Origin of the sequence: Paenirhodobacter enshiensis (genome assembly GCF_000740785.1) — a bacterium.
GTDB lineage: Bacteria > Pseudomonadota > Alphaproteobacteria > Rhodobacterales > Rhodobacteraceae > Rhodobacter > Rhodobacter enshiensis.
In genome coordinates this window covers 124726-147928 of record NZ_JFZB01000009.1, presented here as the reverse complement: position 1 = coordinate 147928, position 23203 = coordinate 124726, and the positions used below count along the sequence as shown (strand labels likewise).

Genomic DNA, 23203 nt, shown 5'->3' with positions numbered 1-23203 from the left:
GCGGGAAACGCCTTTCCTGCCGGAGCCCCCTTTGCGCCTCTATCGCCTGATCCTTGCCCTCGTGCTGCCCATGCTGCTGATCCGGCTCGGGCTGCGCGTGGCTGCGGACAAGGAAGCGGCGGGAACGCTGGCCGAACGGCTGGGCTTCGGCGCGGCGACGGTGCCGGGTGCGGTCTGGCTGCACGCCGCCTCGAACGGCGAGCTGGTCTCTGCCCGCCCGCTGATCGAGGAGATGCTCGCCCGCGCCCCCGATCTGCGGCTTCTGATCACCGTCAACACCGTCACCGCCCGCGCGCTGGCCGAGGGCTGGATGCGCGAGCCCGCGCTGACCGGACGCCTCGCGGTGCGGATGGCGCCCCTCGACAGCCGCGGCTGCCTTCGCCGGTTCTTCGCCCGCCATGCCCCTTCCGCGCTGATCGTGATCGAGAACGAGATCTGGCCGAACCGGCTGGCGATGGCGGGTGAACGCGCGATCCCGGTGCTGATCGCCGGCGGGCGGATGTCGGCGCGTTCCGCCCGACGCTGGCGCAAGATCGGGCTCGGCCGGGTGCTGGCGCCGGCGATCGACGCGGTCTCGGCGCAGGACGAGGCAAGCGCCGCGGGCTTTCGTGGCTTCGGCGTGCCGGATGCGCGGATGCTGCCGGCGGTCAATCTGAAGACCGCCGTCGCGCCTGCCGCCGCCACATGGTCGCCGGGATGGCAGCGCGCGCTAACGGTTCTCGCAGCCTCCACCCATGAAGGCGAGGACGAGATCGTCCTCGATGCCTTCCGTGTCGCACGCGAACAGGTGCCCGGCCTGCGCCTGATCCTCGCGCCACGCCATCCGCGCCGCGCCCCCGCCATCGCGCGCCTGATCGCGGACCGCGGGCTGAGCGTCGCGATCCGTTCGGCCGGCGACGATACCGCCACGGCCGATGTTCTTCTGGCCGACACGATGGGCGAGATGGCGAACTGGTATCGTGCGGCCTCGGTCTGCTTCGTCGGCGGCACGCTCGTCGACAAGGGCGGCCACACCCCGTTCGAGCCGGTGGCCTGCGGCGCAGCCGTGGTGCACGGTCCGTTCACCGAAAATCACCGCGCCCCGTTCGGGGCACTCGACGCGGCAGGCGCCGCGGTTGCCGTCCGCGATGCGGCAACGCTCGGCCCGGCGCTCGCCATGGGCGGGGCCGAGGCCGCCCGCCTTGCCGCGCGCGCCACCGAAGCGCTTGGCCCGATGACCGGACGCGCGGCAATCGGCGGGCTGGCCGCCGCATTTCTCGGCATCATTGCCGCGAAAACGGGCAAGATCCGGGCAGGCTGAGCAATTTTCTGCGACTGCGGCCCGGGTTTGCCCCTCCGGCTCTGGAACTCGGCCGCGCCCGCTCTTTATCTTTAGACCGAAACGATGCGATCCGGCCGGGGCACAACGGGCGGGCGCGAGGCAGGCCGGCAAGACACGGGGGGCGATCGGGCTACAGGATGAAATACGAGAAGAAACTCGAACTCCTGCGAAATGCGAGCGGGGTTCGTCCGGTGCAGTTCGCCGCGCTGTGCCTGCGGCGCAAGGCTGGCCGGGCCGAGGTTCTGATGATCACCTCGCGCGAGACCGGCCGCTGGCTTTTGCCCAAGGGCTGGCGGATGGACGACCGTTCCGAGGGCGAGACCGCGCTGACCGAAGCCTGGGAAGAGGCCGGGGTGATCGGCCGGCTGAGCGGGCCCGCTCTCGGCACCTATGGCGCGCAGAAGGCGCTCGAAACCGGGCGGCCGCTGCAGTGCCGGGTCGAGGTCCATCCCGTCAAGGTCGACAAGCTCGCCGCGCGCTACCCCGAAAAGGGCCAGCGACGGCGCAAGTGGGTGCCGCTTGCCAAGGCGGCCAGGCTGGTCGCCGAACCCGAGCTGGCCGAGCTGCTGCGCAGCCTGAAACATTGACCCCGGCGGCCCCGCGGCCGGGGAGCCCGGCTCTCGTCAGGGGTTGCATTTCGGGCGCCACACCATATCTGTTTCCTTCGCCCAGACCCTTTTGCGCGGAAGCGACGGATGATCCGCTACACCCTGAAATGCGACCATGACCACGCTTTCGAAAGCTGGTTCGCCTCGGCCGAGGCGTTCGACAAGCTGAGCGCGGCCGGCATGGTCGCCTGCACGGTCTGCGGCTCGGCCAGGGTCGCGAAAACGCTGATGGCGCCCGCTGTGCGCCCGGCACGCAAGGCGGGCGCTCCTGAAGCGCCTCACCCCGAAACCGCGCAGGCGGCGCCTGCGGCCGCGCCCGATCCGGCCGGGATCATCGCCGCACTGCGCCGCGCGGTCGAACAGAATTCCGATTACGTCGGCAAGGATTTCGCCACCGAGGCCCGCGCCATGCACGAGGGCGAGGCACCCGAGCGCGCGATCTGGGGCGAGGCGCGCCCCGACGAGGCCCGCGCGCTGATCGAGGACGGCATCGAGGTCACGCCCCTGCCCTTCATGAGCCCGCGCAAGACCAACTGAGCGGGCCGCCCGATCGCCACGGCATCGCCCGGCAACGCAAGAAACCGAAACCCGCCGCAGCCAAACCCGGGCAATCCGGGAACAATCGGCACGGATCCCCACCCTCGCGCGCAACAATGTGCCCGCCGGGGCGCGCGGCCCTTGCAAGCCCTTCCGCCATCCGCTAGCAGGAACCCGTTCGACCGGGCAGCGGGCCCGGCACGTCTGTGGGGGAGTATCATGCCGCTTCTCGTCATGAAATTCGGCGGCACCTCGGTAGGTGACCTCGACCGCATCGCCAACGCGGCGGCCAAGGTCAAACGCGAGGTGGAGCGCGGCTATGACGTCATCGTCATCGTTTCGGCGATGTCGGGAAAGACCAACGAGCTGGTCGGCTGGGTCGAGAAGACCTCTCCGCTTTACGACGCGCGCGAATACGATGCCGTGGTGTCCTCGGGCGAGAACATCACCGCCGGTCTGATGGCGCTGCGGCTGCAGGAAATGGACGTGCCCGCGCGCAGCTGGCAAGGCTGGCAGGTCCCGATCAACACCACCTCGGCGCATGGTTCGGCGCGCTTCCTGTCGATCCCGCGCGCCAACATCGACCAGAAATTCGCCGAAGGGATGAAGGTCGCCGTGGTCGCGGGCTTCCAGGGCCTGTCGCCCGAGGGCCGGATCACCACGCTCGGCCGGGGCGGTTCGGACACCACCGCCGTCGCCTTCGCCGCCGCCTTCGAGGCGGAGCGGTGCGACATCTACACCGATGTCGACGGCATCTACACCACCGATCCGCGGGTCTCGTCGAAGGCGCGCAAGCTCGACAAGATCGCCTTCGAGGAGATGCTCGAACTCGCCTCTCTCGGTGCCAAGGTGCTGCAGACGCGCTCGGTCGAGCTGGCGATGCGCTACAATGTGCGCCTGCGCGTGCTGTCCTCCTTCGAGGACACCGATGAAACTTCTGGAACCCTGGTCTGCGCCGAGGAAGAAATCATGGAATCGAAAGCCGTCTCCGGTATCGCCTTCTCGCGCGAGGAAGCGAAGATCACCCTGTTCACCATCGAGGACCGCCCCGGCATCGCCACCGCGATCTTCGGGCCACTGGCCGAGGCCGGTGTGAACGTCGACATGATCGTGCAGAACATCTCGGAAAAGGACTATGACGAGCACCACGCCGGCGCCGTCACCGACATGACCTTCTCTTGCCCGATCAATCAGGTCGCCCGCGCCGAGAAGGCGCTCGAAGACGCCAAGGCCGCCGGCAAGATCCGTTACGACGAGCTGATCATCGACACCGATGTCGCCAAGGTCTCGGTCGTCGGCATCGGGATGCGCAGCCACGCCGGCGTCGCGGCGAAGATGTTCAATGCGCTTGCCGCGGAAAACATCAACATCAAGGTCATCACCACCTCCGAGATCAAGATTTCGGTGCTGATCGACCGGAAATATATGGAACTGGCCGTGCAGGCCCTCCATGATGCATTCGGACTGGACAAGGCCTGACCGAGACGAGGCCAGGCCCCCGCACGGGGGAGCGTCGCGACATGGACGACGGCAAGGGCAACCCTATACCGGAGCGCAGCGTGCCCGACAGCCGCAGCCTGCTGCGGCGGCTGCGTGACACGCTCGCCGAACCGACGGGGGGGCAGGACCGGCTCGACCGGATCACCAGCCTGATCGCCGATTCCATGCACACGCATGTGTGCTCGATCTACCTGTTCCGCGATCCCGAGACGCTGGAGCTGTGCGCGACGACCGGCCTCAACCCGGAATCGGTGCACCACACGCGGATGCGCCTCGGCGAGGGGCTGGTCGGGCGCGTCGCGCGCACCGGCACGCCGGTGAACACCGGCGACGCCCCCGGCGCGCCCGGGTTCCGCTACATGCCCGAGACCGGCGAGGAGATCTATTCGAGCTTCCTCGGCGTGCCGATCCAGCGCGTCGGAGAGATCCTCGGCGTGCTTGTCGTGCAGTCGCGCGAGGCGCGCGAGTTCCTCGAGGATGAAGTCTACGGCCTCGAGGTCGTGGCGATGGTGCTGGCCGAGATGACCGAGCTTGGCGCCTTTACCGCCGACCACAACGGCATCGGCGCGACGCATCGCTTCCCGGTGCTGTTCCGCGGCGCGACCGGACAGGAAGGCGCGGCCGAGGGCCGGGTCTGGCTGCACGAGCCGCGCGTCGTCGTCACCAACCCGGTCGCCGACGACATCGAGCACGAGCAGAAGCGTCTGGTCGAGGCGGTCTCGGGGCTGCAACATCAGATCGACGACATGCTCTCGGGCTCGGCCACGATGGACAAGGAGCAGCGCCAGGTTCTCGAAGCCTATCGGATGCTCGCCCATTCGCGCGGCTGGATGCGGCGCATGGTCGAGGACATCGGGCTCGGTCTGTCGGCCGAGGCGGCGGTCGAGAAGGAACAGGCGACGACGCGTTCGAAGCTCGGACAATCGAGCGATGCCTATCTGCGCGAGCGGCTTCACGATTTCGACGATCTGTCGAACCGGCTGCTGCGGCTGCTGACCGGACAGGGACGCGACACCGGGGCGCAACTGCCCGAAAACCCGATCCTCGTCGCGCGCAACATCGGCCCGGCGGAGCTGCTCGATTACGGCCGGGTGCTGAAGGGCGTGGTGCTGGAAGAGGGCTCGGTCGGCAGCCATGCGGCGATCGTCGCCCGAGCGCTGGCGATCCCGCTGGTCATCCACGCCGGGCGCATCACCACCGAGGCGCTGAACGGCGATCCGATCCTGGTCGACGGCGACAACGGTATCGTGCATCTGCGCCCCGAGGACAGCGTGACCGCCGCTTTCCGCGACAAGATGGCGATGGCCGCCGAGGCGCAGAAGCGTTACGCCGATCTGCGCGAACTGCCGGCCGAGGATCAGTCCGGCAAGGTGATCTCGCTGACGATGAACGCCGGGCTGATGGCGGATCTGCCCTCGCTCGCGGGGTCGGGCGCCGATGGCGTCGGTCTGTTCCGCACCGAGTTGCAGTTCCTGACCCGTTCGCGTGTGCCCTCGCGCGGCGAGCTGGCGGCGCTTTACAAGCGGGTGATGGACGCGGCCGGCGGCAAGCAGGTGCAGTTCCGCACGCTCGACATCGGTTCGGACAAGGTGCTGCCCTACATGAAGCCGCAGGACGAACCCAACCCGGCGATGGGCTGGCGCGCGATCCGGGTGGGCCTCGACAAGCGCGGCGTGCTGCGGATGCAGCTTCAGGCGCTGATGCGCGCCGCCGACGGCCGGCCGCTGTCGGTGATGTTCCCCTTCATCGCCACGCCCGAGGAATTCCACGCCGCCCGCGCCGAGGCGCTGCACATGCGCGACCGCGAGGCCAAGATCGGCCGGCGCGTGCCCGAGACGCTGCGCATCGGCGCGATGATGGAAACGCCGTCCCTCGCCTTCGCGCCGGACAGCTTCTTCGCGGCGTGCGATTTCATCTCGCTCGGCGGCAACGATCTGAAGCAGTTCTTCTTCGCCGCCGACCGCGAGAACGAGCGGGTGCGGCGCCGCTATGACACGCTCGACACCGCGTTCCTGAGCTTCATCTCGGGCATCATCGCGCGCTGCGACAATGCCGGAACGCCGCTGAGCTTCTGCGGCGAGGATGCCGGGCGCCCGGTCGAGGCGCTGACTTTCGCCGCGCTCGGGATCCGCACGCTGTCGATGCGCCCGGCCTCGATCGGGCCGGTGAAGCATCTGATCCGGCGCGCGAACCTTGACGATCTGGCGCAGGTGATCCGCGAGGCGCAGGACGCAAACGTCGAGACCGTGCGCCCGGCCGTGACGCGCTATCTGGCAGGGTTGCACTGAGGCCCGATCGGGGCCTTGCGCGCGCCCCGCAGAAAGATCCCGCAAAGAGAGTAAGGGAGGGGGCTCTGCCCCCTCGGGCCTGCGGCCCTCACCCCCGGGATATTTGCGGCGAATCGAAAGGGGGACGGCGCGCCTGTGTCGCGGCTCAGCGCTTGCTCAGGCGCGCGACCAGTTCCTCGCGCAAGAGGCCCTCGTCCTCGCCGCTGGTGCGGGCGAGCTGTTTCAGCCCGAAATGCACATGGGCGATTTCCTGATAATAGCTGGTGAAGCCGTAGTTCACCGCCGCGCCCGCCACAGCGCCGAGGACCGGGGCGGCCTGAGCGGCGAGCTTCTCGCCCAGCACCGCCGCGAGACGCGGCGCGACGCGCGCGATCAGGTTCGACAGCCCGGTGCCGGTGATCGTGAGTTTCGCGGTGAAGAACCCCATGTCGGTGCCGTCGTCACTTGCAAGGGGTCCGGCCGAAGCGAAGACCCGCAGGCATTCGAGGCGGACCTCGTCGGAATCCGGGTCGAACCCGTGCTCGGCCGCGATGCCCTGAATGGCGCGCAACAGCATGGTGACGGTGAACGGCAGTTCCGCGAGCGCCCCGGCGAGCCCCGCGAAGCCGCCTGCCGCCCCCATCGCCGTGGTCAGCGCCCGGTTCACCCAGTCGGGCCGGTCGGCCACCACATGACGCGAGCGCGCCGCGGCGCCCATCGCGGTCACCAGAGCGCGCTCCGTCGCGCCGTCGAGGCTCTGGCGCACCGGCGCCGGCAGACGGGCGAGCGCCGCCTCGGCAGAACCGCCGATGAAGCCCATCACCTGCATCACCGGCCCCGCCGCCCCCTTGTAGCGCAGCGCCAGACCGTCGAGCGCTGCCAGCGTCTCGGGGCAGCTCACCGGCAGCAGAATTTCCTGGGTCATCTGGATCTTGCCTTTGCGAAGAGAGGGCCGAACTCCTCCGATATGGGGCGGAGCGGGCCGGATGGGAAGATCCACCCTTCGCGTCAGTGCGCCGTCGCACCGGTGACGGGGGCTGCGTCAGGCACGAACTGCTCGGCCCCGGCCTTCTGGACCGGACCGCGCACGCCCTCCCAGGCACCGGGCACCAGTTCGAGGGCCAGCACACGTTCGGGGTTGGTCGGCGGCGGCATGACCACCCCGTCGATCTTCCAGAACCCGAAGCGCTGATAATACGGCCGGTCGCCGACCAGAAGCACCCGCTCCCACCCGAGGCGGCGCGCCTCGGCGAGGCTTTCGTGCATCAAAAGACCGCCGAGCCCCTCGCCCTGCCGCGTCGGATGCACCGCGACGGGGCCGAGCAGCAGGACTCGCCTGCCGCCGACCTGCACCGGCCAGTAGCGGATCACCGCCGCCAGCACCCCGTCTTCGCGCAGCGTCAGGCACAGAGGATGCACCTTCTCGACCCCGTCGCGCAGCCGATACGAGGACAGCGCCGTTCGCCCCGGCGCGAAACAGAGGTCATAAAGCGCCTCCACATCCCACCAATCGGCTTCGGTCTCTTCCTCGAGCTGATACATCGCGCACCCCGACTCTGTTGTCGAAACCGCCCGTAACACGCGGGTGTGTCAGGATCAAATCAAAGGACGCTGCGTCAGGGATCGGGGCTTTTCCTCGGACGCACGGGCGCCTAGATTGCGCCCCGCCCCGGCCGGATCCGGACGGCCTCCAGACGAAAGACCTCAGATGACCACGACCCCGCGCAAGACCGTCAAGGACTACATCCGCACCATCGCCGACTTCCCGAAGGAGGGCATCCTGTTTCGCGACGTCACCACGCTGTTCGCCGATGCCAAGGGCTTTCGCATGGCGATCGACGAGATGGTCCAGCCCTGGGCGGGCGAACCGATCGACAAGGTGATCGGGCTCGAGGCGCGCGGCTTCATCCTCGGCGGTGCCATCGCGCATCAGCTGTCGAAGGGCTTCGTGCCGATCCGCAAGAAGGGCAAGCTGCCGGGCGCGACAATCAGCCAGTCCTACAAGCTCGAATACGGCGAGGCGATCATGGAGATCCATGACGACGCCATCCGCCCGGGCGAGCGCGTGCTGATCGTCGACGATCTTCTGGCGACAGGCGGCACCTGTCAGGCGGGCGCGCAGCTGGTGCGCCGACTGGGCGGCGAGATCGTCGGCTGCTCCTTCGTCGTCGATCTGCCCGAACTCGGCGGGCGCACCCTGCTGGAAACGCAGGGCCTCGACGTCAACGTGCTGTGCGCCTTCGACGGGGAATGATCCCCGCCGGTCCTGGCACTCTCAGGCCGACCGTCATCAGGCCAGCACCGCGCCGGGGTTCAGGATGCCCTCAGGGTCGAGCGCGGCCTTGAGCGCGCGCATCATCGCCATCTTCGCCCGGTCGGCATAGCGTTCGAGATCGCCGACCTTCAGACGCCCGATGCCATGCTCGGCCGAGACCGAGCCGTTGAACCCCGAGACCACAAGATCGTGCACCGCGTGCTTGACCGCGGCCATGTCATACGCCTCGCGCCGGCGGCCGGCGGCGGGGAAGACGTTGTAATGCAGATTGCCGTCGCCGACATGACCGAAGCAGTTGATCCGCATGTCGCCCATGGCGTGCAGCATCCGCCCGGCCTCGTCGATGAAGCGCGGGATCTCGGCGACCGGGACAGAAATGTCGTGGCTGGAAATGGCGCCGATACGGCGGTTGGCGACCGGAATGGTTTCGCGCAGGAACCAGAATTCCGCCATCTGCGCCGCCGATTGCGCGACGACCGCATCGGTGACCAGATCGCCCGCCGCCTCGTAAAGCCCGGCGAAGGCCTCCTCGACATCCATCCCCGCTGGCAGGCCGAGCTCGATCAGCACCATCCACGCGGGATCCTCGGCGAACGGGAAGCGCACCTCCGGCCCGGTCTGGCGCAGGAAGGCGAGGCCCTGGCCCGAGATCAGCTCGAACATCGACACGCAGCCCGCGAAGCGCCCCTGCGCGAGGCTCAGCAACTCCACCGCCGCGGCGGGCGACGGCACCGTGAAGAACGCCGATCCCTCGACCGCAGGCGGCTCGAACAGCCGCAGCGCCGCCGCCGTGACAATGCCGAGCGTCCCCTCCGCCCCGATCAGCAGATCACGCAGATCGTAGCCGGTATTGTCCTTGCGCAGCCGGGTCAGCCCGTTCCAGACCGTGCCATCGGCGAGAACCGCCTCCAGCCCCAGACACAGCGCGCGTGCCGTGCCGTAGCGGATCACGTTCACCCCACCCGCATTGGTCGAAAGACAGCCGCCGATCTGCGCTGTCCCCTGCGAGCCGATGGTCAGCGGAAACCGCCGCCCGACAGAGGCCGCCGCCTCATGCACCGCTTCCAGCGTCGCCCCCGCTTCGATCACCAGACTTTGCGGGTCGATGGCACGCACGGCGTTCATCCGCTCAAGGCTCAGGATCAGCGCACCCTCGCCCGCCCCCATTACCTGACCGCCGACGAGCCCGGTGCCGCCGCCATAGGGCACGATGCCTACACGCGCCGCCGATGCCGCCCGCAGCACCGCCGCGACCTCGGCGGTATCGCGCGGCCGCGCGACGGCCGCCGCACGTCCGGGCCAGCGCCCGCGCGGCTCCTCCAGATAGCGCGGCTCCGGCGCGACAACTTCGATCCCCTGCCCGCGCAACCCGTCCAGAAACGCCGCATCAGCCCCGTTCAGCATCCGTCCATCCTCATTCGTCGCCGAAAGAGCCCCTGACCCTTTCGATTCGCCGCAAATATCCCGGGGGTGAGGGCCGCGAGGCCCGAGGGGGCAGAGCCCCCTCTCTTACTTGTCGTCTGCAGGGCAGAGCCTTCTAACGCCCCCGTTCACCCCACATCCGTCCGCCCGCGCCGGTCCGAGCGCAGGCTCGAATACAGCACATGATTGCGCCAGCGCCCATCGATCTGCAAATAGGCCTGCGCGACGCCTTCATACTTGAACCCGGATTTCTCCAGCGCACCGCGCGAAGCGGCGTTTTCGGGCAGACAGGCGGCTTCGATCCGGCTCAGCCCGAGGTCGTGGAAGGCGTAGAACACCACTGCCTCGATCGCCTCGCGCATGTAGCCCTGCCGGGCGTAGCGCGCGCCGATCCAATAGCCGATGGTGCCGGACTGCGCCGGCCCGCGCCGGATATTGTCGAGCGTGATCGCCCCCAGAACCCGGCCGTCCTCGCGCCGGATCAGGAAGAATGGCACGGCGGTTCCGGCGATCTCGGCGCGCTGCGCCCAGTAGACGCGGTTGGTGAAGGCGCGCTTGCTCAGATGGTCGTCGGACCAGCTCGGCTCCCAGGGTGTCAGGAACTCGCGGCTTTCCTGACGCAGCAGCGACCAGTCGCGAAAGTCGCCGTGTGCCGGCAGGCGCAGCGTCATGCGCTCCGTCTCCACACGGGGCTTGCGACGGCCGAGCATCATCAGGCGGCGAGCCTCGCACGCAGCGTCGCGAGATCGGGCGCGTCCCCGGCCGGACCGTAAAGCGCCATCGCGTCGCGGTTCTGGGTCAGCACCTTCTCGGCATAGGCCTCGACATCGGCGACACTCACGGCGTCGATGCGTTCCGAGATTTCGGCGAGATCCGGCACCCGGCCCCAGACGGCGAGGTTGCGCGCCAGACGCTCGGCCCGGCTCGATGCGCCTTCGAGGCCCATCAGAAGACCCGCCTTCATCTGCGCCCGCGCGCGGGCGACCTCGGCCTCGGTCATGTCGCCGGTGGCGCGCTTCAGCTCGTCGATGGTCAGAAGCTCCAGCGCCGCGACCTCTTCCGACGAGGTGCCGGCGTAGATCGTCACCATACCAGTATCGTCATAGGACGAGGCCTGCGCGAAGATCGAGTAGCAAAGCCCTCTTTCCTCACGGATTTTCTGGAACAGCCGGCTCGACATGCCGCCGCCCATCGCGGTGGCGTAGACCTGCGCGACGTAAAGGTCCGGGTCGGCGTAACTCGGCCCCTCGAAGGCCAGCGCGAAATGCACCTGTTCGAGGTCGCGGATCTCGCGCCGCTCGGAGCCTTTCCACACCGCAAGCGCGGGCGCGGGCTGGCGGATCGGCGAAAGCGAGGCAAAGATCGTCTCGGCCTGGCGCACGATGGCGTCGTGATCGACCGCCCCGGCGGCGGCGAGGATCATCTGATCGGGGCCGTAATGCTCGGCCACGAAACCCGCCAGATCGCTGCGCTCGAAGGTCGCGACCCTCTCGGCCGGGCCGAGGATGGTGCGCCCGAAGGCCTGATCCGGGTAGGCCGCTTCCTGCAGCCAGTCGAAGATGATGTCATCCGGAGTATCGAGCGCCATGCCGATCTCCTGCAAGATGACGTTGCGCTCGACCTCCAGCTCCTTCTGGTCGAACACCGGGTTCAGCACGATGTCCGACACCACATCGAGCGCGAGCGGCACGTCCTCGCCCAGCACGCGGGCGTAGAACGCCGTCATCTCGCGCGAGGTATAGGCGTTGATGTAGCCGCCCACGTCCTCGATCTGCTCGGCGATCTGCAGGGCGGTGCGCGTCTTCGTGCCCTTGAACGCCATATGTTCGAGGAAATGCGCGATGCCGTTCTGCTCGGGCCTTTCGTGGCGGCCGCCCGCCATCACCCACAGCCCGACCGAAGCCGAGGCAAGCCCCGGCATCGGCTCGGTGATGATCCGAAGCCCGTTCGCAAGCGTTGTGGTGCGGATCATTTCCGGCGTTCTCCGCGCACCAGCGCCTCAAGTGCCGCGAGGTCGTTCGCGACGCGGGTGACGCGCTCGGGGCGCTCGAACAGATCCTTCATCCGCGGCGGCAGCGCCGGGCGGATGCCGGTCGCTTCGTTCACCGCATCGGGGAATTTCGCCGGATGCGCGGTCGCGAGCGTCACCATCGGCGTCGCCGGATCGCGGTCGAGCGCATCTTCCGCCACGCCGACGGCCACCGCGGTATGCGGGCAGATCAGCTCGCCGGTTTCCTTCAGCGTGCGGCCGATGATCTCGAGGGTGCGGCCCTCGCCGATACGGCCGCTGTCATAGATCTCGCGCAGCGCGCCGATGGCGTTGGGCGAAACGGTGAAGCTGCCCGCCTCCTTCAGCTCGGTCATCAGGGCGGTGATCGCATCACCGTCGCGGCCATAGGCGAAATACAGCGCGCGCTCGAAGTTCGAGCTGATCTCGATGTCCATCGACGGGCTCATCGAGGGTTTCACGCCGTGCCTGGTGTAATCCCCGCCCTTGATGCAGCGGTCGAGGATGTCGTTCTGGTTGGTGGCGATCACCAGACGCTCGACCGGCAGGCCCATCTGTTTCGCTAGGAACCCCGCGAAGATGTCGCCGAAATTGCCGGTGGGCACGGTGAAGCTGATCTTGCGCTGCGGGGCGCCGAGCGCCACGGCCGAGGTGAAGTAATACACGATCTGCGCCAGCACCCGGGCGAAGTTGATCGAATTGACCCCGGCGAGGCCGACTTCGTCGCGGAAGGCGAAATCGTTGAACATGTCCTTCAGCCGCGCCTGGCAATCGTCGAAATCGCCGTCGAGCGCGAGGGCGTGGACGTTTTCCTCGATCGGCGTGGTCATCTGGCGGCGCTGCACCTCGCTGACGCGGCCATGCGGGAACAGGATGAACACGTCGACATTGTCGAGGCCGCGGAACGCCTCGATCGCGGCGGATCCCGTGTCGCCCGAGGTCGCGCCGACGATGGTGACCTTGCGGCCCTGCTTCGCCAGCTCGATCTGGAACAGCTGGCCGATCACCTGCATCGCGAAATCCTTGAACGCGAGGGTCGGGCCGTGGAACAGCTCAAGCAGGAAATGGTTCGGCGCGAGCTGCACCAGCGGCGCGCGCGCCGGATGGCCGAAGCCCGCGTAGGCGCGCTCGATGGCGCCTTGCAGTTCCTCGTCGGTGAAGGTGTCGCCGGTGAACGGCTTCATCACCCGGAACGCGACCTCTTCATAGCTCAGCCCGGCAAGATCGGCGATCTCGGCCGCGGTGAGGGTGGGGATCGTCTCGGGGACATAAAGGCCGCCGTCGCGCGCGAGGCCGGTCAGCATCGCCTCGCCAAAGCTCAGAACCGGGGCCTGCCCCCGCGTGGACACGTAGCGCATTCGTCTTCCTTCGAAACTGTCGAAAGGGTGATACGCTACTCGCGCGGCGCTGTCACGCCTTCGGGAGCCGGACGTTCGGGGAAATGGCCGCCCGGATGAACGGCCGGGGGCATGGGCGGCGCGCTCAGCGGCCCTGCAGTTTCACCATGGCGATGCCGTAGATCAGGCAGGCGAAGGCCGCCAGAACCGTCACCAGCGCCCACTTGCGGCTGCGGGCGCGCTGCGCGCGGGCTTCGGGGCTTTCGTCGCGGGGGGGCGCGGGCTTGCGGCTCATGCGGGGACTCCGATCAGGTGCAGGGCCTTTTCGGCCAGAAGCGCCGCGAAATGCAAGAACAGATAGAGGAGCGAGAACCAGAACACCCGACGCTCGGCGCGGTAGTTGTCGGCCTCGGCCTCGGCCTCCGTGCGCCGCCACAGCTTCCAGCCGCCGGCGATGAACAGCGCGTTCAGCACCACCGAGACCGTCAGATAGACCGGCCCGCCGATCGAGGTGAAGCCGGTCGCCACGGCAACGGGCGCAAGGATCAGCGTGTAGACGAGGATATGCGCCCGCGTCACCCGCCGGCCATGCGTCACCGTCAGCATCGGCACGCCGGCGTTGGAATAGTCGTCCTTCATGAACAGCGCCAGCGCCCAGAAGTGCGGCGGGGTCCACAGGAAGATCAGCAGGAACATCGCCACCGATTCGACGCTGATGCCGCCCGTCGCGCAGGCCCAGCCGATCATCGGCGGGAACGCCCCCGAGGCGCCGCCGATCACGATGTTCTGCGGCGTCGAGCGTTTCAGCCACACCGTGTAGACCACGGCATAGAAGAAGATGGTGAAGGCGAGGAAGGCCCCCGCGAACAGGTTGGTGGCAAGCGCGAGCATCGCGCAGGACAGCACCGACAGCACCAGCCCGAAGGCCAGCACCGCATCGCCCGCGATCAGCCCGGCCGGGATCGGCCGGCCGCGGGTGCGTTTCATCACACTGTCGATGTCGGCGTCATACCACATGTTGAGCGCACCCGACGCCCCGCCACCGAGCGCGATGAACAGGATCGCCGCCGCCCCGACCAGCGGATGCACCGGCACCGGCGCGACCAGGAGCCCGACGAAGGCGGTGAACACCACGAGCGACATGACCCGCGGCTTCAGCAGCGCGAACCAGTCGCCGGCGCCGGCATCGCCACTCGACGCGACCCGGGGGGCATCCCCCTGCCGCGCGTCACGATGACGCAACCCTTTGGCCTGTCCGGCCCGTCCCTCGGTGTCGAAGGCGATGTCGCTCATAGAGATCTCCCGTGATGGGATTTCCTTAGCGGGAAAGACATGTTTCGTAAAGCCGGGCCGATATCGGTGCCGGTTCCGGAGCGGACAAGGGACAGGCGCGCAATTGGCCGCTTCCCTTCCCCGCCCGAGAGCTTAATTAAGGGGAAAAGGACCCGGAAAGGACGACCGATGGCCGAAGACCGCTTTGCCCCCTTCGAGACGCTGCTCGATCAGGACCGTGCTCTTGCCACGCTGCGCGCGGCGACGGCGGGGGCCGAGGATGGCGAGCTGTATCTGGAACGCTGCCGCTCCGAGGCGCTGGTGCTCGATGACGGGCGGATCCGCAATGCGTCCTATGACGCCTCCGAGGGCTTCGGTCTGCGCGCGGTGAAGGGCGAGGTCGCGGGCTATTCGCATTCGACCGAGATTTCCGAGGCCGCGCTGAAACGCGCCACCGAGACCGTGCGTCTCGCCGTGGGCGATGGCGGCGGCACGATGGCCGCGCCGCCCGCGGGCACGAACCACCGCCTTTACACCGATGCCGATCCGATGGCGGATGCGGGTTTCGCCGCCAAGATCGACATCCTGCGCGAGATCGACGCCTATGCGCGCGGTCTCGATCCGCGGGTGGTGCAGGTCTCGGCCAGCATCGCGGCAAGCCATCAGGAAGTGTTCATCCTGCGTCCCGAGGGCGGGCTGGTGAGCGATATCCGGCCGCTCGCGCGGCTGAACGTGTCGGTGATCGTCGAGGAAAACGGCCGGCGCGAGTCGGGCGGTGCGGGTGGCGGCGGTCGTTACGGTCTGTCCGGTCTGATCGCGCCCGAGCACTGGCAGCCCGCCGCGCGCGAGGCGCTGCGCATCGCGCTGGTGAACCTCGCGGCCGAACCCGCGCCTGCGGGGCAGTTCGACGTGGTGCTCGGGCCGGGCTGGCCGGGGGTGCTGATCCACGAGGCGGTGGGCCACGGGCTCGAAGGCGATTTCAACCGCAAGAAGACCTCGGCCTTCGCCGGGCTGATGGGCAAGCGCGTTGCGGCGAAGGGGGTGACGATCCTCGATGACGGCACGATCCCGGACCGGCGCGGCTCGATCACCGTCGATGACGAGGGCACGCCCTCGGGCAAGAACGTGCTGATCGAGGACGGGATCTTGGTCGGCTACATGCAGGACCGGCAGAACGCCCGGCTGATGGGGGTGGCGCCCACCGGCAACGGCCGGCGCGAAAGCTTCGCCCATGCGCCGATGCCGCGGATGACCAATACCTACATGCTCGGCGGCGATGCCGATCCGAAGGCGATCCTCGCGGATCTGAAGGACGGGATCTATGCCGTGGGCTTCGGCGGCGGTCAGGTTGACATCACCAACGGCAAGTTCGTGTTCAACTGCACCGAGGCTTACCGGGTGAAGAACGGCGTGGTCGGCGCGCCGGTGAAGGGCGCGACGCTGATCGGCGACGGGGCGACGGCGCTGCAGCATATCCGCGCGATCGGCAATGACATGGCTCTCGATCCGGGCATCGGCAATTGCGGCAAGGCCGGGCAATGGGTGCCGGTGGGCGTAGGAATGCCCACGGTGATGATCGGCGCGATCACGGTCGGCGGCTCTGTCGCCTGACTGAGACCGCCCCCCGGAACCGGCGGCCGGAGTGCAGGCCGCCCCCTCAGCCGAGAGCCCGCGCCGCCCAGTCCGAACAGGCTCTCAGCCCGCCGAGCGGAAACAGATGGATCCCCGAGATCCGGCTTTCGGGATGCGCGGCCAGATGGTCGGCCAGAGCGCTCAGCATGTCGTCGGGCGCGAACGGGCGCAGCATGTGGCCGAGGTCGCCCGCCCGGCGCGACAGCACCCGCAGCGAGGCCCCGACGCCACAGTTCAGCCCATAGCGCAGCAGCGTCGCGGGCTTCGCCGGCCCCGCCAGACCGACCCGGACCGGAAGGTCGATGCCAGCCGCAGCGATCCGCCCGGCCCAGGCCAGCACCGGCGCCGGATCGAAGGTGAACTGCGTCACCAGGGCGGCTTTCAGATCGCTGCGCGCGACGAAGGCCTGCTTCCACGCGAGCGCAGCATCGAGATGCGCGGTTCCCCCATCGGGGTCGATGTCGCGATTGCCCTCGGGGTGGCCGGCGAATGCAATCTCGCGAAAGCCCGCGGCGTCGAACAGTCCGGTCCCCAGAAGATCCATGGAGCTGGCGAAGGGGCCGGCCGGCGTGGCCAGACCTCCCGCGAGCAGCAAGGCGCGTTCCACCCCCGCCTCGCCCCGATAGCGCGCGAGCCAGTCGGCGAGTTCCGCGCGCGAACCGAGCAGCCGCGCCGGAATATGCGGCTGCGGGTCGAACCCTTTCGCACGCAGACGCCGCGCGGCAGCAACCATCTCGGCGATGTGAGTGCCGGCGATGTGGGCGATGAACACGACCTTGCCCGCGGGCAGAAGCGAGGTCAGATCGGCCTCCTTCGCAAGGGTCTTCGGCGTAACCTCGACCGAACTCGAGGCCAGCAGATCCGCCGCGATGGACGTGGGGGGCGTTCGTTCCTGCGTCATACCGGACATCTCCTGAGCTGCGCTTCCGGGTTAGCGCAGAGACGGCACGCATACCAGATCCACAGGCGACGGGCGAAGGGCGGAAAGCGACAGACAGGAACCGCGCAGACGGTCTTCGGCCCGGGGACCGGCGTGTCCTCACCGCGGCGATCGGGTCCGCGTGCTGAAGACCGCCTGCTTTGCCGTCCGCATTCCGGGGCAAGTCCCCTGCTGTCGCCGGAAAATCCGTGCCCCATCGCGCAAGACGATCCAGGGACACCGGGTTCCATGCTCTCGCCCGGCCTCTCCACGTGAAAGCCTGTGGTGCCGGGAGCGGCGGGTCAGCTCCGCCGGGTAAGGGCCCAGTCCTGCACCGCCGCGCCGAAGGCCCGGAACAGCGGACGCGAGACGGGATCGGCCTCGGCGTTCCATTCGGGGTGCCATTGCACCGACAGGGTGAAACCCGGCGCATCGGCGACGCGGATCGCCTCGGGCGTGCCATCGGGGGCGGTGCCCTCGACCACGATGCGCGGGCCGGGCTGTTTGATGCCCTGACCGTGAAGCGTGTTGGTCATCACCTCGGCGGTGCCGAACAGCGTGGCGAAAGTGCCGCCGGGCGTCAGCGTAACGGTGTGGCGCAGCGCGAAGGCCTGTTCGAGCGTTCCTTCGGGCGGCATCCGGTGGTTCATCCGCCCCGGCAACTCGCGGATCTCGGGGTGAAGCGAGCCGCCCATCGCCACGTTCACTTCCTGAAAGCCGCGGCAGATCCCCATGAAGGGCTGGCCCGTCTCGACGCAGGCGCGCACCAGAGGCAGCGTGATGGCATCGCGGGCGCGGTCGAAGGTGCCGTGCTTGTCGGTCTCGGGCTCGCCATATTCGGACGGGTGCACGTTCGGCCGCCCGCCGGTCAGCAGGAAACCGTCGCAGACCTGCATCAGCTCCTCGACCGTGACGTAATCGGGGTCGGCCGGGATCAGCAGCGGGATGCAGCCCGCGACATGGCTGACTGCGCATGAATTCATCTGCCCGCCCTCATGGACGGGATAGCGGTTGTTCACGAGACCGCGGTTGCCGATGATGCCGACGACAGGACGATGCATGACGAATACCTCTCGCCCCACAAGCTAGCGGCGAAGGCGCCGCCCGGAAAGGCCGGGCAGCGCGCAGGGGCTGTGCATCAGCGCCCGGAACGGCTCAGCCTTTCAGGGCCGCCTTCACCTCGGCGCGGTAGGCGTGAAGGAGCGGCTCGGTGTAGCCGGCGGGCTGCGCGCAGCCCAGCAGCACCAGATCGCGTGCCGCGCGGAAGGCCGCGCCGTCATAGCCCGGCGCCATCGGCGTATAGGCCGGATCGTCGGCGTTCTGACGGTCGACCACCAGCGCCATCTTGCGCAGCGCCTCCATCACGCGGGCTTCCGACACCACGCCATGATGCAGCCAGTTCGCCAGCAGCTGCGACGAAATCCGGCAGGTCGCCCGGTCCTCCATCAGACCGACGTCATGGATGTCGGGCACCTTCGAGCAGCCGACCCCCAGATCGACCCAGCGCACCACATAGCCGAGGATGCCCTGAGCGTCGTTCTCGATCTCGTCGGCGATCTCGGCCTCGGAGTAGTTGCGGCCGAGCGCGAGCGGGATCGTCAGCAGATCGTCGAGCCGCGCCGGGCGGTTCATCGCGGCGATCTCGCGCTGGCGGGCGGGCACGTCGACCTGATGATAATGCGTGGCGTGCAGCGTCGCGGCGGTGGGCGACGGCACCCAGGCGCAGTTCGCCCCGGCCATCGGATGGCCGATCTTCTGCGCCAGCATGTCCGCCATCCGGTCGGGCATCGCCCACATGCCCTTGCCGATCTGCGCCTTGCCGGCCAGCCCGCAGCGCAGACCGATGTCGACGTTGCGGTCTTCGTAGGCCGAGATCCAGGGCTGCGATTTCATCTCGCCCTTCCGAAGCATCGGCCCCGCCTCCATCGAGGTGTGGATCTCGTCGCCGGTGCGGTCGAGGAAGCCGGTGTTGATGAAGGCCACCCGGTGCTTCGCGGCGCGGATACATTCCTTGAGGTTGACCGAGGTGCGCCGCTCCTCGTCCATGATGCCGAGCTTGACGGTGTAGCGTGGCAGGCCGAGCATGTTCTCGACCCGGTCGAAGGTCTCGCAGGCAAAAGCGACCTCCTCGGGGCCGTGCATCTTCGGCTTCACCACATAGACCGAGCCGGTGACGGAGTTGCGCGGGCCGCCCGTCTTGCGCAGATCGTGCATGGCGCACAGCGTGGTGATCGCGGCATCCATCAGCCCCTCGGGCGCCTCGCGCCCGTCGCGGGTCAGGATCGCGGGATTGGTCATCAGATGGCCGACGTTGCGCACCAGCATCAGCGCCCGGCCCTTGAGGGTGACCGAACCGCCCTCGGGCGCGGTGAACTCGAGATCGCCCGACAGCCGGCGGGTGAAGGTCTTGCCGCCCTTCTCGACCGTCTCGGTCAGATCGCCCTTCATCAGCCCGAGCCAGTTCGAATAGGCGAGAACCTTGTCCTCGGCATCGACCGCGGCGACGGAATCCTCGCAATCCATGATCGAGGAGATCGCGCTCTCGATCCGCACGTCGGAGATATGGGCCGGATCGTCGCGCCCGATCGGATGGCCGGCGTCGATCGAGACGATCACATGCAGCCCGTTGTGGCGCAGCACGACCGCGGTCGGCGCCTCCTCGGGGCCGGAGAAGCCGACGAATTGCGCCGGATCGCGCAGGCCGGTTTCCTCCTCGGTCTCGGCGAAGAGCCCTCCGCCCTGCACCCAGAGCCGCGAGGCATCGGCCCAGCCCCCGGCGACCAGCGGGAAGCTGCGGTCGAGGAAGGCCTTCGCCCAGCCGATCACCCGCGCACCGCGCGCCGTGTCATAGCCCTTGCCCGAGGGCAGATCGCCAAGCGCATCGGTGCCGTAAAGCGCGTCATAGAGGCTCCCCCAGCGGGCGTTCGCTGCGTTGAGCGCATAGCGCGCGTTCATGATCGGAACCACCAGCTGCGGGCCGCAGACGGTGGCGAATTCCGGGTCGGTCGCCGCGGTCTCGATGCTGAAGTCGGGGCCTTCGGGAACGATATAGCCGATCTCGGTCAGGAAGGCCTTGTAGGCCGCCATATCCTGCGGCTGGCCGCGGCGCGCCTTGTGCCAGTCGTCGATGCGGGTCTGAAAGGCCGTGCGCTTGTCGAGAAGCGCGCGGTTGAGCGGCCCCATCTGGTGCAGAAGCGCCGAGAACCCCTTCCAGAACGCGCCGGGCGCGACGCCCGCACCCGGGAGCGCCTTCTCCTCGATGAAGGCTGCAAGCTCCGCCGCAACCTGCAACCCTTCGCGTTCCACCCGTTCGACCATCTCGTGCCTCCTCCGCAGCGTGTGTCGGCCGGCACTGTCCCCGAGCGGGCGCGAACTGTCCAGCGCTTTCCCCGCCGCCCCCTTCCCGCGCCCGTCCCCCATTCCTGTCTGCCGGACTTCTTCCCCGCTTGCGCTTGCCCCCGGCCGCCCGCGCGCCTAGCTTGCCCTCAGACACATGTGGCAGGATCCAATGGACGGCACGACTTATCTTTCCGATTATCGCCCCTATCCCTTCACGCTCGACCGGGTGGCGCTGACGTTCCGGCTGGCGCCGAAAGCGACGCGGGTGATGGCGAAACTGCATCTTTCACCGCGCGAGGCAGGCGCTGCGCTGCATCTCGACGGCGAACAGCTGAAGCTGATCTCGATCGCCATCGACGGTCAGGCGCTGAAACCGGCGGATTACCTGCTCAGCGACACCGGCCTGACCGTGCACCCGGCGGCGCTCCCCGAAGGCGAGTTCACCCTTGAGACCGAGGTCGAGATCGCGCCCGAGGACAACACCGCCCTCGAAGGGCTTTACATGTCGAACGGCATGTATTGCACCCAGAACGAGGCCGAGGGGTTCCGCAAGATCACCTTCTACCCCGACCGCCCCGACGTCATGGCGCGCTTCCACGTGCGCATCGAGGGCGACAAGCCGGTTCTTTTGTCGAACGGCAACCCGGTCGGTCAGGGCGAGGGCTGGGCCGAGTGGGACGACCCCTGGCCGAAGCCGTGCTATCTCTTCGCGCTGGTCGCGGGCGATCTGGTGGCGACGCATGGCACCTTCACCACCATGTCGGGCCGCAAGGTCGATCTGAACGTCTGGGTGCGCCCGGGCGACGAGGACCGCACGGATTACGCCCTCGGCGCAATCCAGCGCTCGATGAAATGGGACGAGGAGGCCTTCGGGCGCGAATACGATCTCGATCTGTTCAACCTGGTCGCGGTCGGCGATTTCAACATGGGCGCGATGGAGAACAAGGGGCTGAACATCTTCAACTCCAAGCTCGTCCTCGCCTCGCCCGAGACGGCGACGGACTTCGATTACGAGCGTATCGAGGGCGTGATCGGGCACGAGTATTTCCACAACTGGACCGGCGACCGCATCACCTGCCGCGATTGGTTCCAGCTGTGCCTGAAGGAGGGTCTGACGGTGTTCCGCGACCAGTCCTTCACCTCGGACATGCGGCTTGGCCCGGTCAAGCGGATCGAGGATGTGATCGCGCTGCGCACCCGCCAGTTCCGCGAGGATGCCGGCCCCCTCGCCCATCCGCCGCGCCCCGATCATTACCGCGAGATCAACAACTTCTACACCACCACCGTCTATGAAAAGGGCGCCGAGGTGGTCAGGATGCTGAAGACGCTTCTGGGCGATGCGGGTTTCCGCGCCGCGATGGATCTGTATTTCGCGCGTCACGACGGTCAGGCCTGCACCATCGAGGACTGGATCAAGGTGTTCGAGGATGCCTCCGGCCGGGATCTGAGCCAGTTCAAGCGCTGGTATACCGATGCCGGCACCCCGCATCTGAAGGTGAGCGAGCGTTTTGATGGCGGCACCTATACCCTGAGTTTCCGCCAGAGCACCCGCCCGACCCCCGGTCAGGACACGAAACCGCCGCGGCTGATCCCGATCGCGGTGGGGCTTCTGGGCCCGAACGGCGACGAGCTGGTGCCGACGCAGGTTCTGGAGATGACCGAGGCCGAGCAATCGTTCCGCTTCGAGGGCCTCGGCGCGAAGCCGGTGCCCTCGATCCTGCGCGGGTTCTCGGCGCCGGTGGTGCTGGAACGCGAGACCTCGGCCGAAGAGCGGGCGTTCCTGCTCGCCCATGACAGCGATGCGTTCAACCGCTGGGAAGCGGGCAGCGCGCTCGCCCGCGACACGCTGATCGCGATGACGGAGGGGCGCGACGCCGGGAGCGATTACCTCGACGCCATCGGCATGCTGATCGGTGACGAGAGCCTCGATCCGGCGTTCCGCGCGCTGCTGCTGCGCCTGCCCTTCGAGGACGAGATCGCCCAGACCATCGCGACGCGCGGAGGCGTGGCCGACCCGGACGCGATCCATGCCGCGCGCGAGACCCTCGCCCGCGATCTGGCCGCGCGCCACGAGGCCGCGCTTTCCGCGACCTATGAGGCCTGCGCCGTCGCCGGCCCCTATGCGCCCGATGCAGAACCCGCCGGACGGCGCGCGCTGCGGCTGGTGTGTCTGAAACTTCTGGCGCTCGTCGATGCCGGCGCGCGGGCCGAGGCCTTGTATACGGCTGCCGACAACATGACCGAGAGCCTCGGCGCGCTCTCGGTGCTGATCGGGCTGGGCAAGGCGGAAGGCAAGCTCGCCGCGTTCCGCGCGAAGTGGCAGGACAATCCGCTGGTGATCGACAAGTGGTTCACCACGCAGATCGCCCTTTGCCCGCCCGAAGAGGCGGCGGAGCGCGCGGCGACATTGGCGGCCGATCCCCTGTTCAACTGGAAGAACCCGAACCGCTTCCGCGCGCTGATGGGCGGTCTGTCGGCCAATCACGCGGGCTTCCACCGCAAGGACGGCGCGGGCTATCGCTTCTATGCCGACTGGCTGATCCGCCTCGATCCGCTGAACCCGCAGACCGCGGCGCGGCTCTCGACCGCCTTCGAGACCTGGGCGCGTTACGATGCCGGCCGGAAGGAGAAGATCCGCGCCGAGCTGAGCCGGATCGCCGGCCAGCCCGGGCTGAGCCGCGATCTGTCGGAAATGACCGCGCGGCTTCTGGGCTGAAACCGGAAGAGAGGGGGCGCTGCCCCCTCTTTGCCCTGACGGGCAAATTC

The 23203-nt window shown here is 68.3% G+C and carries 19 protein-coding genes; 8 read left to right on the top strand and 11 right to left on the bottom strand.

The annotated features are described in order from the left end of the window. The first annotated feature begins 31 nt into the window (after positions 1-31). The 5 genes from CG50_RS07375 (at position 32) to ptsP (ending at position 6254) form a co-directional block, all read left to right on the top strand. Positions 32-1300 (top strand): 3-deoxy-D-manno-octulosonic acid transferase, encoded by a 1269-nt coding sequence (locus CG50_RS07375; RefSeq protein ID WP_051909681.1) that lies wholly within the window; start codon positions 32-34, stop codon positions 1298-1300. Positions 1301-1458: 158 nt separating this feature from the next. After that, on the top strand, positions 1459-1908 hold the full coding sequence (locus CG50_RS07370) for an NUDIX hydrolase (RefSeq protein WP_036636583.1): 450 nt from the start codon (positions 1459-1461) through the stop codon (positions 1906-1908). A 108-nt stretch (positions 1909-2016) separates the two neighbouring features. Continuing rightward, positions 2017-2466, top strand: coding sequence for a DUF1178 family protein (locus CG50_RS07365; RefSeq protein WP_036636581.1), 450 nt, complete (start codon positions 2017-2019; stop codon positions 2464-2466). Positions 2467-2685: 219 nt separating this feature from the next. After that, complete coding sequence (locus CG50_RS07360) at positions 2686-3945, top strand: aspartate kinase (RefSeq protein ID WP_036636579.1); 1260 nt, start codon at positions 2686-2688, stop codon at positions 3943-3945. 65 nt (positions 3946-4010) lie between these two features. Then, a complete protein-coding gene (gene ptsP / locus CG50_RS07355; protein WP_036636712.1) occupies positions 4011-6254 on the top strand; it encodes a phosphoenolpyruvate--protein phosphotransferase in 2244 nt (747 codons plus the stop codon). A gap of 145 nt (positions 6255-6399) precedes the next feature. Here the strand turns inward: ptsP and CG50_RS07350 are convergent, their stop codons facing one another. Beyond that, the gene (locus tag CG50_RS07350; RefSeq protein WP_036636577.1) at positions 6400-7158 is read right to left on the bottom strand and encodes an EcsC family protein; all 759 of its coding nucleotides are present in this window, start codon (positions 7156-7158) and stop codon (positions 6400-6402) included. An 83-nt stretch (positions 7159-7241) separates the two neighbouring features. Next, on the bottom strand, positions 7242-7775 hold the full coding sequence (locus CG50_RS07345; RefSeq protein WP_036636575.1) for a GNAT family N-acetyltransferase: 534 nt from the start codon (positions 7773-7775) through the stop codon (positions 7242-7244). 166 nt (positions 7776-7941) lie between these two features. Between CG50_RS07345 and CG50_RS07340 the strand changes: the two genes are divergently transcribed. Further along, the gene (locus CG50_RS07340; RefSeq protein WP_036636573.1) at positions 7942-8487 is read left to right on the top strand and encodes an adenine phosphoribosyltransferase; all 546 of its coding nucleotides are present in this window, start codon (positions 7942-7944) and stop codon (positions 8485-8487) included. A 36-nt stretch (positions 8488-8523) separates the two neighbouring features. Here CG50_RS07340 and CG50_RS07335 read toward each other — a convergent pair whose 3' ends face one another. The 6 genes from CG50_RS07335 to cyoE all read right to left on the bottom strand — a co-directional run bounded on the left by CG50_RS07335 (position 8524) and on the right by cyoE (position 14568). Beyond that, entirely contained in the window at positions 8524-9912 is a 1389-nt protein-coding gene (locus CG50_RS07335; protein WP_036636572.1) for an FAD-binding oxidoreductase, read from the bottom strand. A 146-nt stretch (positions 9913-10058) separates the two neighbouring features. Continuing rightward, a complete protein-coding gene (locus CG50_RS07330; RefSeq protein ID WP_036636571.1) occupies positions 10059-10640 on the bottom strand; it encodes a GNAT family N-acetyltransferase in 582 nt (193 codons plus the stop codon). A 2-nt stretch (positions 10641-10642) separates the two neighbouring features. Then, positions 10643-11902, bottom strand: coding sequence for a M16 family metallopeptidase (locus CG50_RS07325; protein WP_036636570.1), 1260 nt, complete (start codon positions 11900-11902; stop codon positions 10643-10645). Beyond that, entirely contained in the window at positions 11899-13296 is a 1398-nt protein-coding gene (thrC, locus tag CG50_RS07320) for a threonine synthase (protein WP_036636568.1), read from the bottom strand. The genes CG50_RS07325 and thrC overlap by 4 nt, the downstream gene beginning before the upstream one ends. A gap of 124 nt (positions 13297-13420) precedes the next feature. Beyond that, positions 13421-13570: a hypothetical protein gene (locus CG50_RS17030; RefSeq protein WP_161785390.1), complete on the bottom strand. Its 150-nt coding sequence runs from the start codon at positions 13568-13570 to the stop codon at positions 13421-13423. Then, the gene (gene cyoE, locus CG50_RS07315) at positions 13567-14568 is read right to left on the bottom strand and encodes a heme o synthase (protein WP_081880329.1); all 1002 of its coding nucleotides are present in this window, start codon (positions 14566-14568) and stop codon (positions 13567-13569) included. The genes CG50_RS17030 and cyoE overlap by 4 nt, the downstream gene beginning before the upstream one ends. A 168-nt stretch (positions 14569-14736) precedes the next feature. On the opposite strand from cyoE, the gene tldD reads away from it, so the two are divergent. After that, a complete protein-coding gene (gene tldD, locus CG50_RS07310) occupies positions 14737-16158 on the top strand; it encodes a metalloprotease TldD (RefSeq protein WP_036636567.1) in 1422 nt (473 codons plus the stop codon). A gap of 46 nt (positions 16159-16204) precedes the next feature. Here tldD and CG50_RS07305 read toward each other — a convergent pair whose 3' ends face one another. The 3 genes from CG50_RS07305 to CG50_RS07295 form a co-directional block, all read right to left on the bottom strand. Then, positions 16205-17080, bottom strand: a complete 876-nt coding sequence (locus CG50_RS07305) for a methylenetetrahydrofolate reductase (RefSeq protein ID WP_211248579.1) — start codon at positions 17078-17080, stop codon at positions 16205-16207. Between the two features lie 320 nt (positions 17081-17400). Beyond that, complete coding sequence (locus CG50_RS07300; RefSeq protein ID WP_036636564.1) at positions 17401-18159, bottom strand: gamma-glutamyl-gamma-aminobutyrate hydrolase family protein; 759 nt, start codon at positions 18157-18159, stop codon at positions 17401-17403. Between the two features lie 94 nt (positions 18160-18253). Beyond that, complete coding sequence (locus CG50_RS07295; protein ID WP_036636563.1) at positions 18254-20416, bottom strand: malate synthase G; 2163 nt, start codon at positions 20414-20416, stop codon at positions 18254-18256. Positions 20417-20606: 190 nt separating this feature from the next. On the opposite strand from CG50_RS07295, the gene pepN reads away from it, so the two are divergent. Beyond that, positions 20607-23153, top strand: coding sequence for an aminopeptidase N (gene pepN, locus CG50_RS07290; protein WP_036636559.1), 2547 nt, complete (start codon positions 20607-20609; stop codon positions 23151-23153). Positions 23154-23203: the final 50 nt, after the last annotated feature.

Excerpts from the sequence above, each read along its gene's own strand:
- CG50_RS07370 (WP_036636583.1), top strand. The coding sequence starts at position 1,459 with ATGAAATACGAGAAGAAACTCGAACTCCTGCGAAATGCGAGCGGGGTT.
- CG50_RS07365 (WP_036636581.1), top strand. The coding sequence starts at position 2,017 with ATGATCCGCTACACCCTGAAATGCGACCATGACCACGCTTTCGAAAGC.
- CG50_RS07360 (WP_036636579.1), top strand. The coding sequence starts at position 2,686 with ATGCCGCTTCTCGTCATGAAATTCGGCGGCACCTCGGTAGGTGACCTC.
- CG50_RS07350 (WP_036636577.1), bottom strand. The coding sequence starts at position 7,158 with ATGACCCAGGAAATTCTGCTGCCGGTGAGCTGCCCCGAGACGCTGGCA.
- CG50_RS07345 (WP_036636575.1), bottom strand. The coding sequence starts at position 7,775 with ATGTATCAGCTCGAGGAAGAGACCGAAGCCGATTGGTGGGATGTGGAG.
- CG50_RS07340 (WP_036636573.1), top strand. The coding sequence starts at position 7,942 with ATGACCACGACCCCGCGCAAGACCGTCAAGGACTACATCCGCACCATC.
- CG50_RS07335 (WP_036636572.1), bottom strand. The coding sequence starts at position 9,912 with ATGCTGAACGGGGCTGATGCGGCGTTTCTGGACGGGTTGCGCGGGCAG.
- CG50_RS07330 (WP_036636571.1), bottom strand. The coding sequence starts at position 10,640 with ATGCTCGGCCGTCGCAAGCCCCGTGTGGAGACGGAGCGCATGACGCTG.
- CG50_RS07325 (WP_036636570.1), bottom strand. The coding sequence starts at position 11,902 with ATGATCCGCACCACAACGCTTGCGAACGGGCTTCGGATCATCACCGAG.
- thrC (WP_036636568.1), bottom strand. The coding sequence starts at position 13,296 with ATGCGCTACGTGTCCACGCGGGGGCAGGCCCCGGTTCTGAGCTTTGGC.
- CG50_RS17030 (WP_161785390.1), bottom strand. The coding sequence starts at position 13,570 with ATGAGCCGCAAGCCCGCGCCCCCCCGCGACGAAAGCCCCGAAGCCCGC.
- cyoE (WP_081880329.1), bottom strand. The coding sequence starts at position 14,568 with ATGAGCGACATCGCCTTCGACACCGAGGGACGGGCCGGACAGGCCAAA.
- tldD (WP_036636567.1), top strand. The coding sequence starts at position 14,737 with ATGGCCGAAGACCGCTTTGCCCCCTTCGAGACGCTGCTCGATCAGGAC.
- CG50_RS07305 (WP_211248579.1), bottom strand. The coding sequence starts at position 17,080 with ATGACGCAGGAACGAACGCCCCCCACGTCCATCGCGGCGGATCTGCTG.
- CG50_RS07300 (WP_036636564.1), bottom strand. The coding sequence starts at position 18,159 with ATGCATCGTCCTGTCGTCGGCATCATCGGCAACCGCGGTCTCGTGAAC.
- CG50_RS07295 (WP_036636563.1), bottom strand. The coding sequence starts at position 20,416 with ATGGTCGAACGGGTGGAACGCGAAGGGTTGCAGGTTGCGGCGGAGCTT.
- pepN (WP_036636559.1), top strand. The coding sequence starts at position 20,607 with ATGGACGGCACGACTTATCTTTCCGATTATCGCCCCTATCCCTTCACG.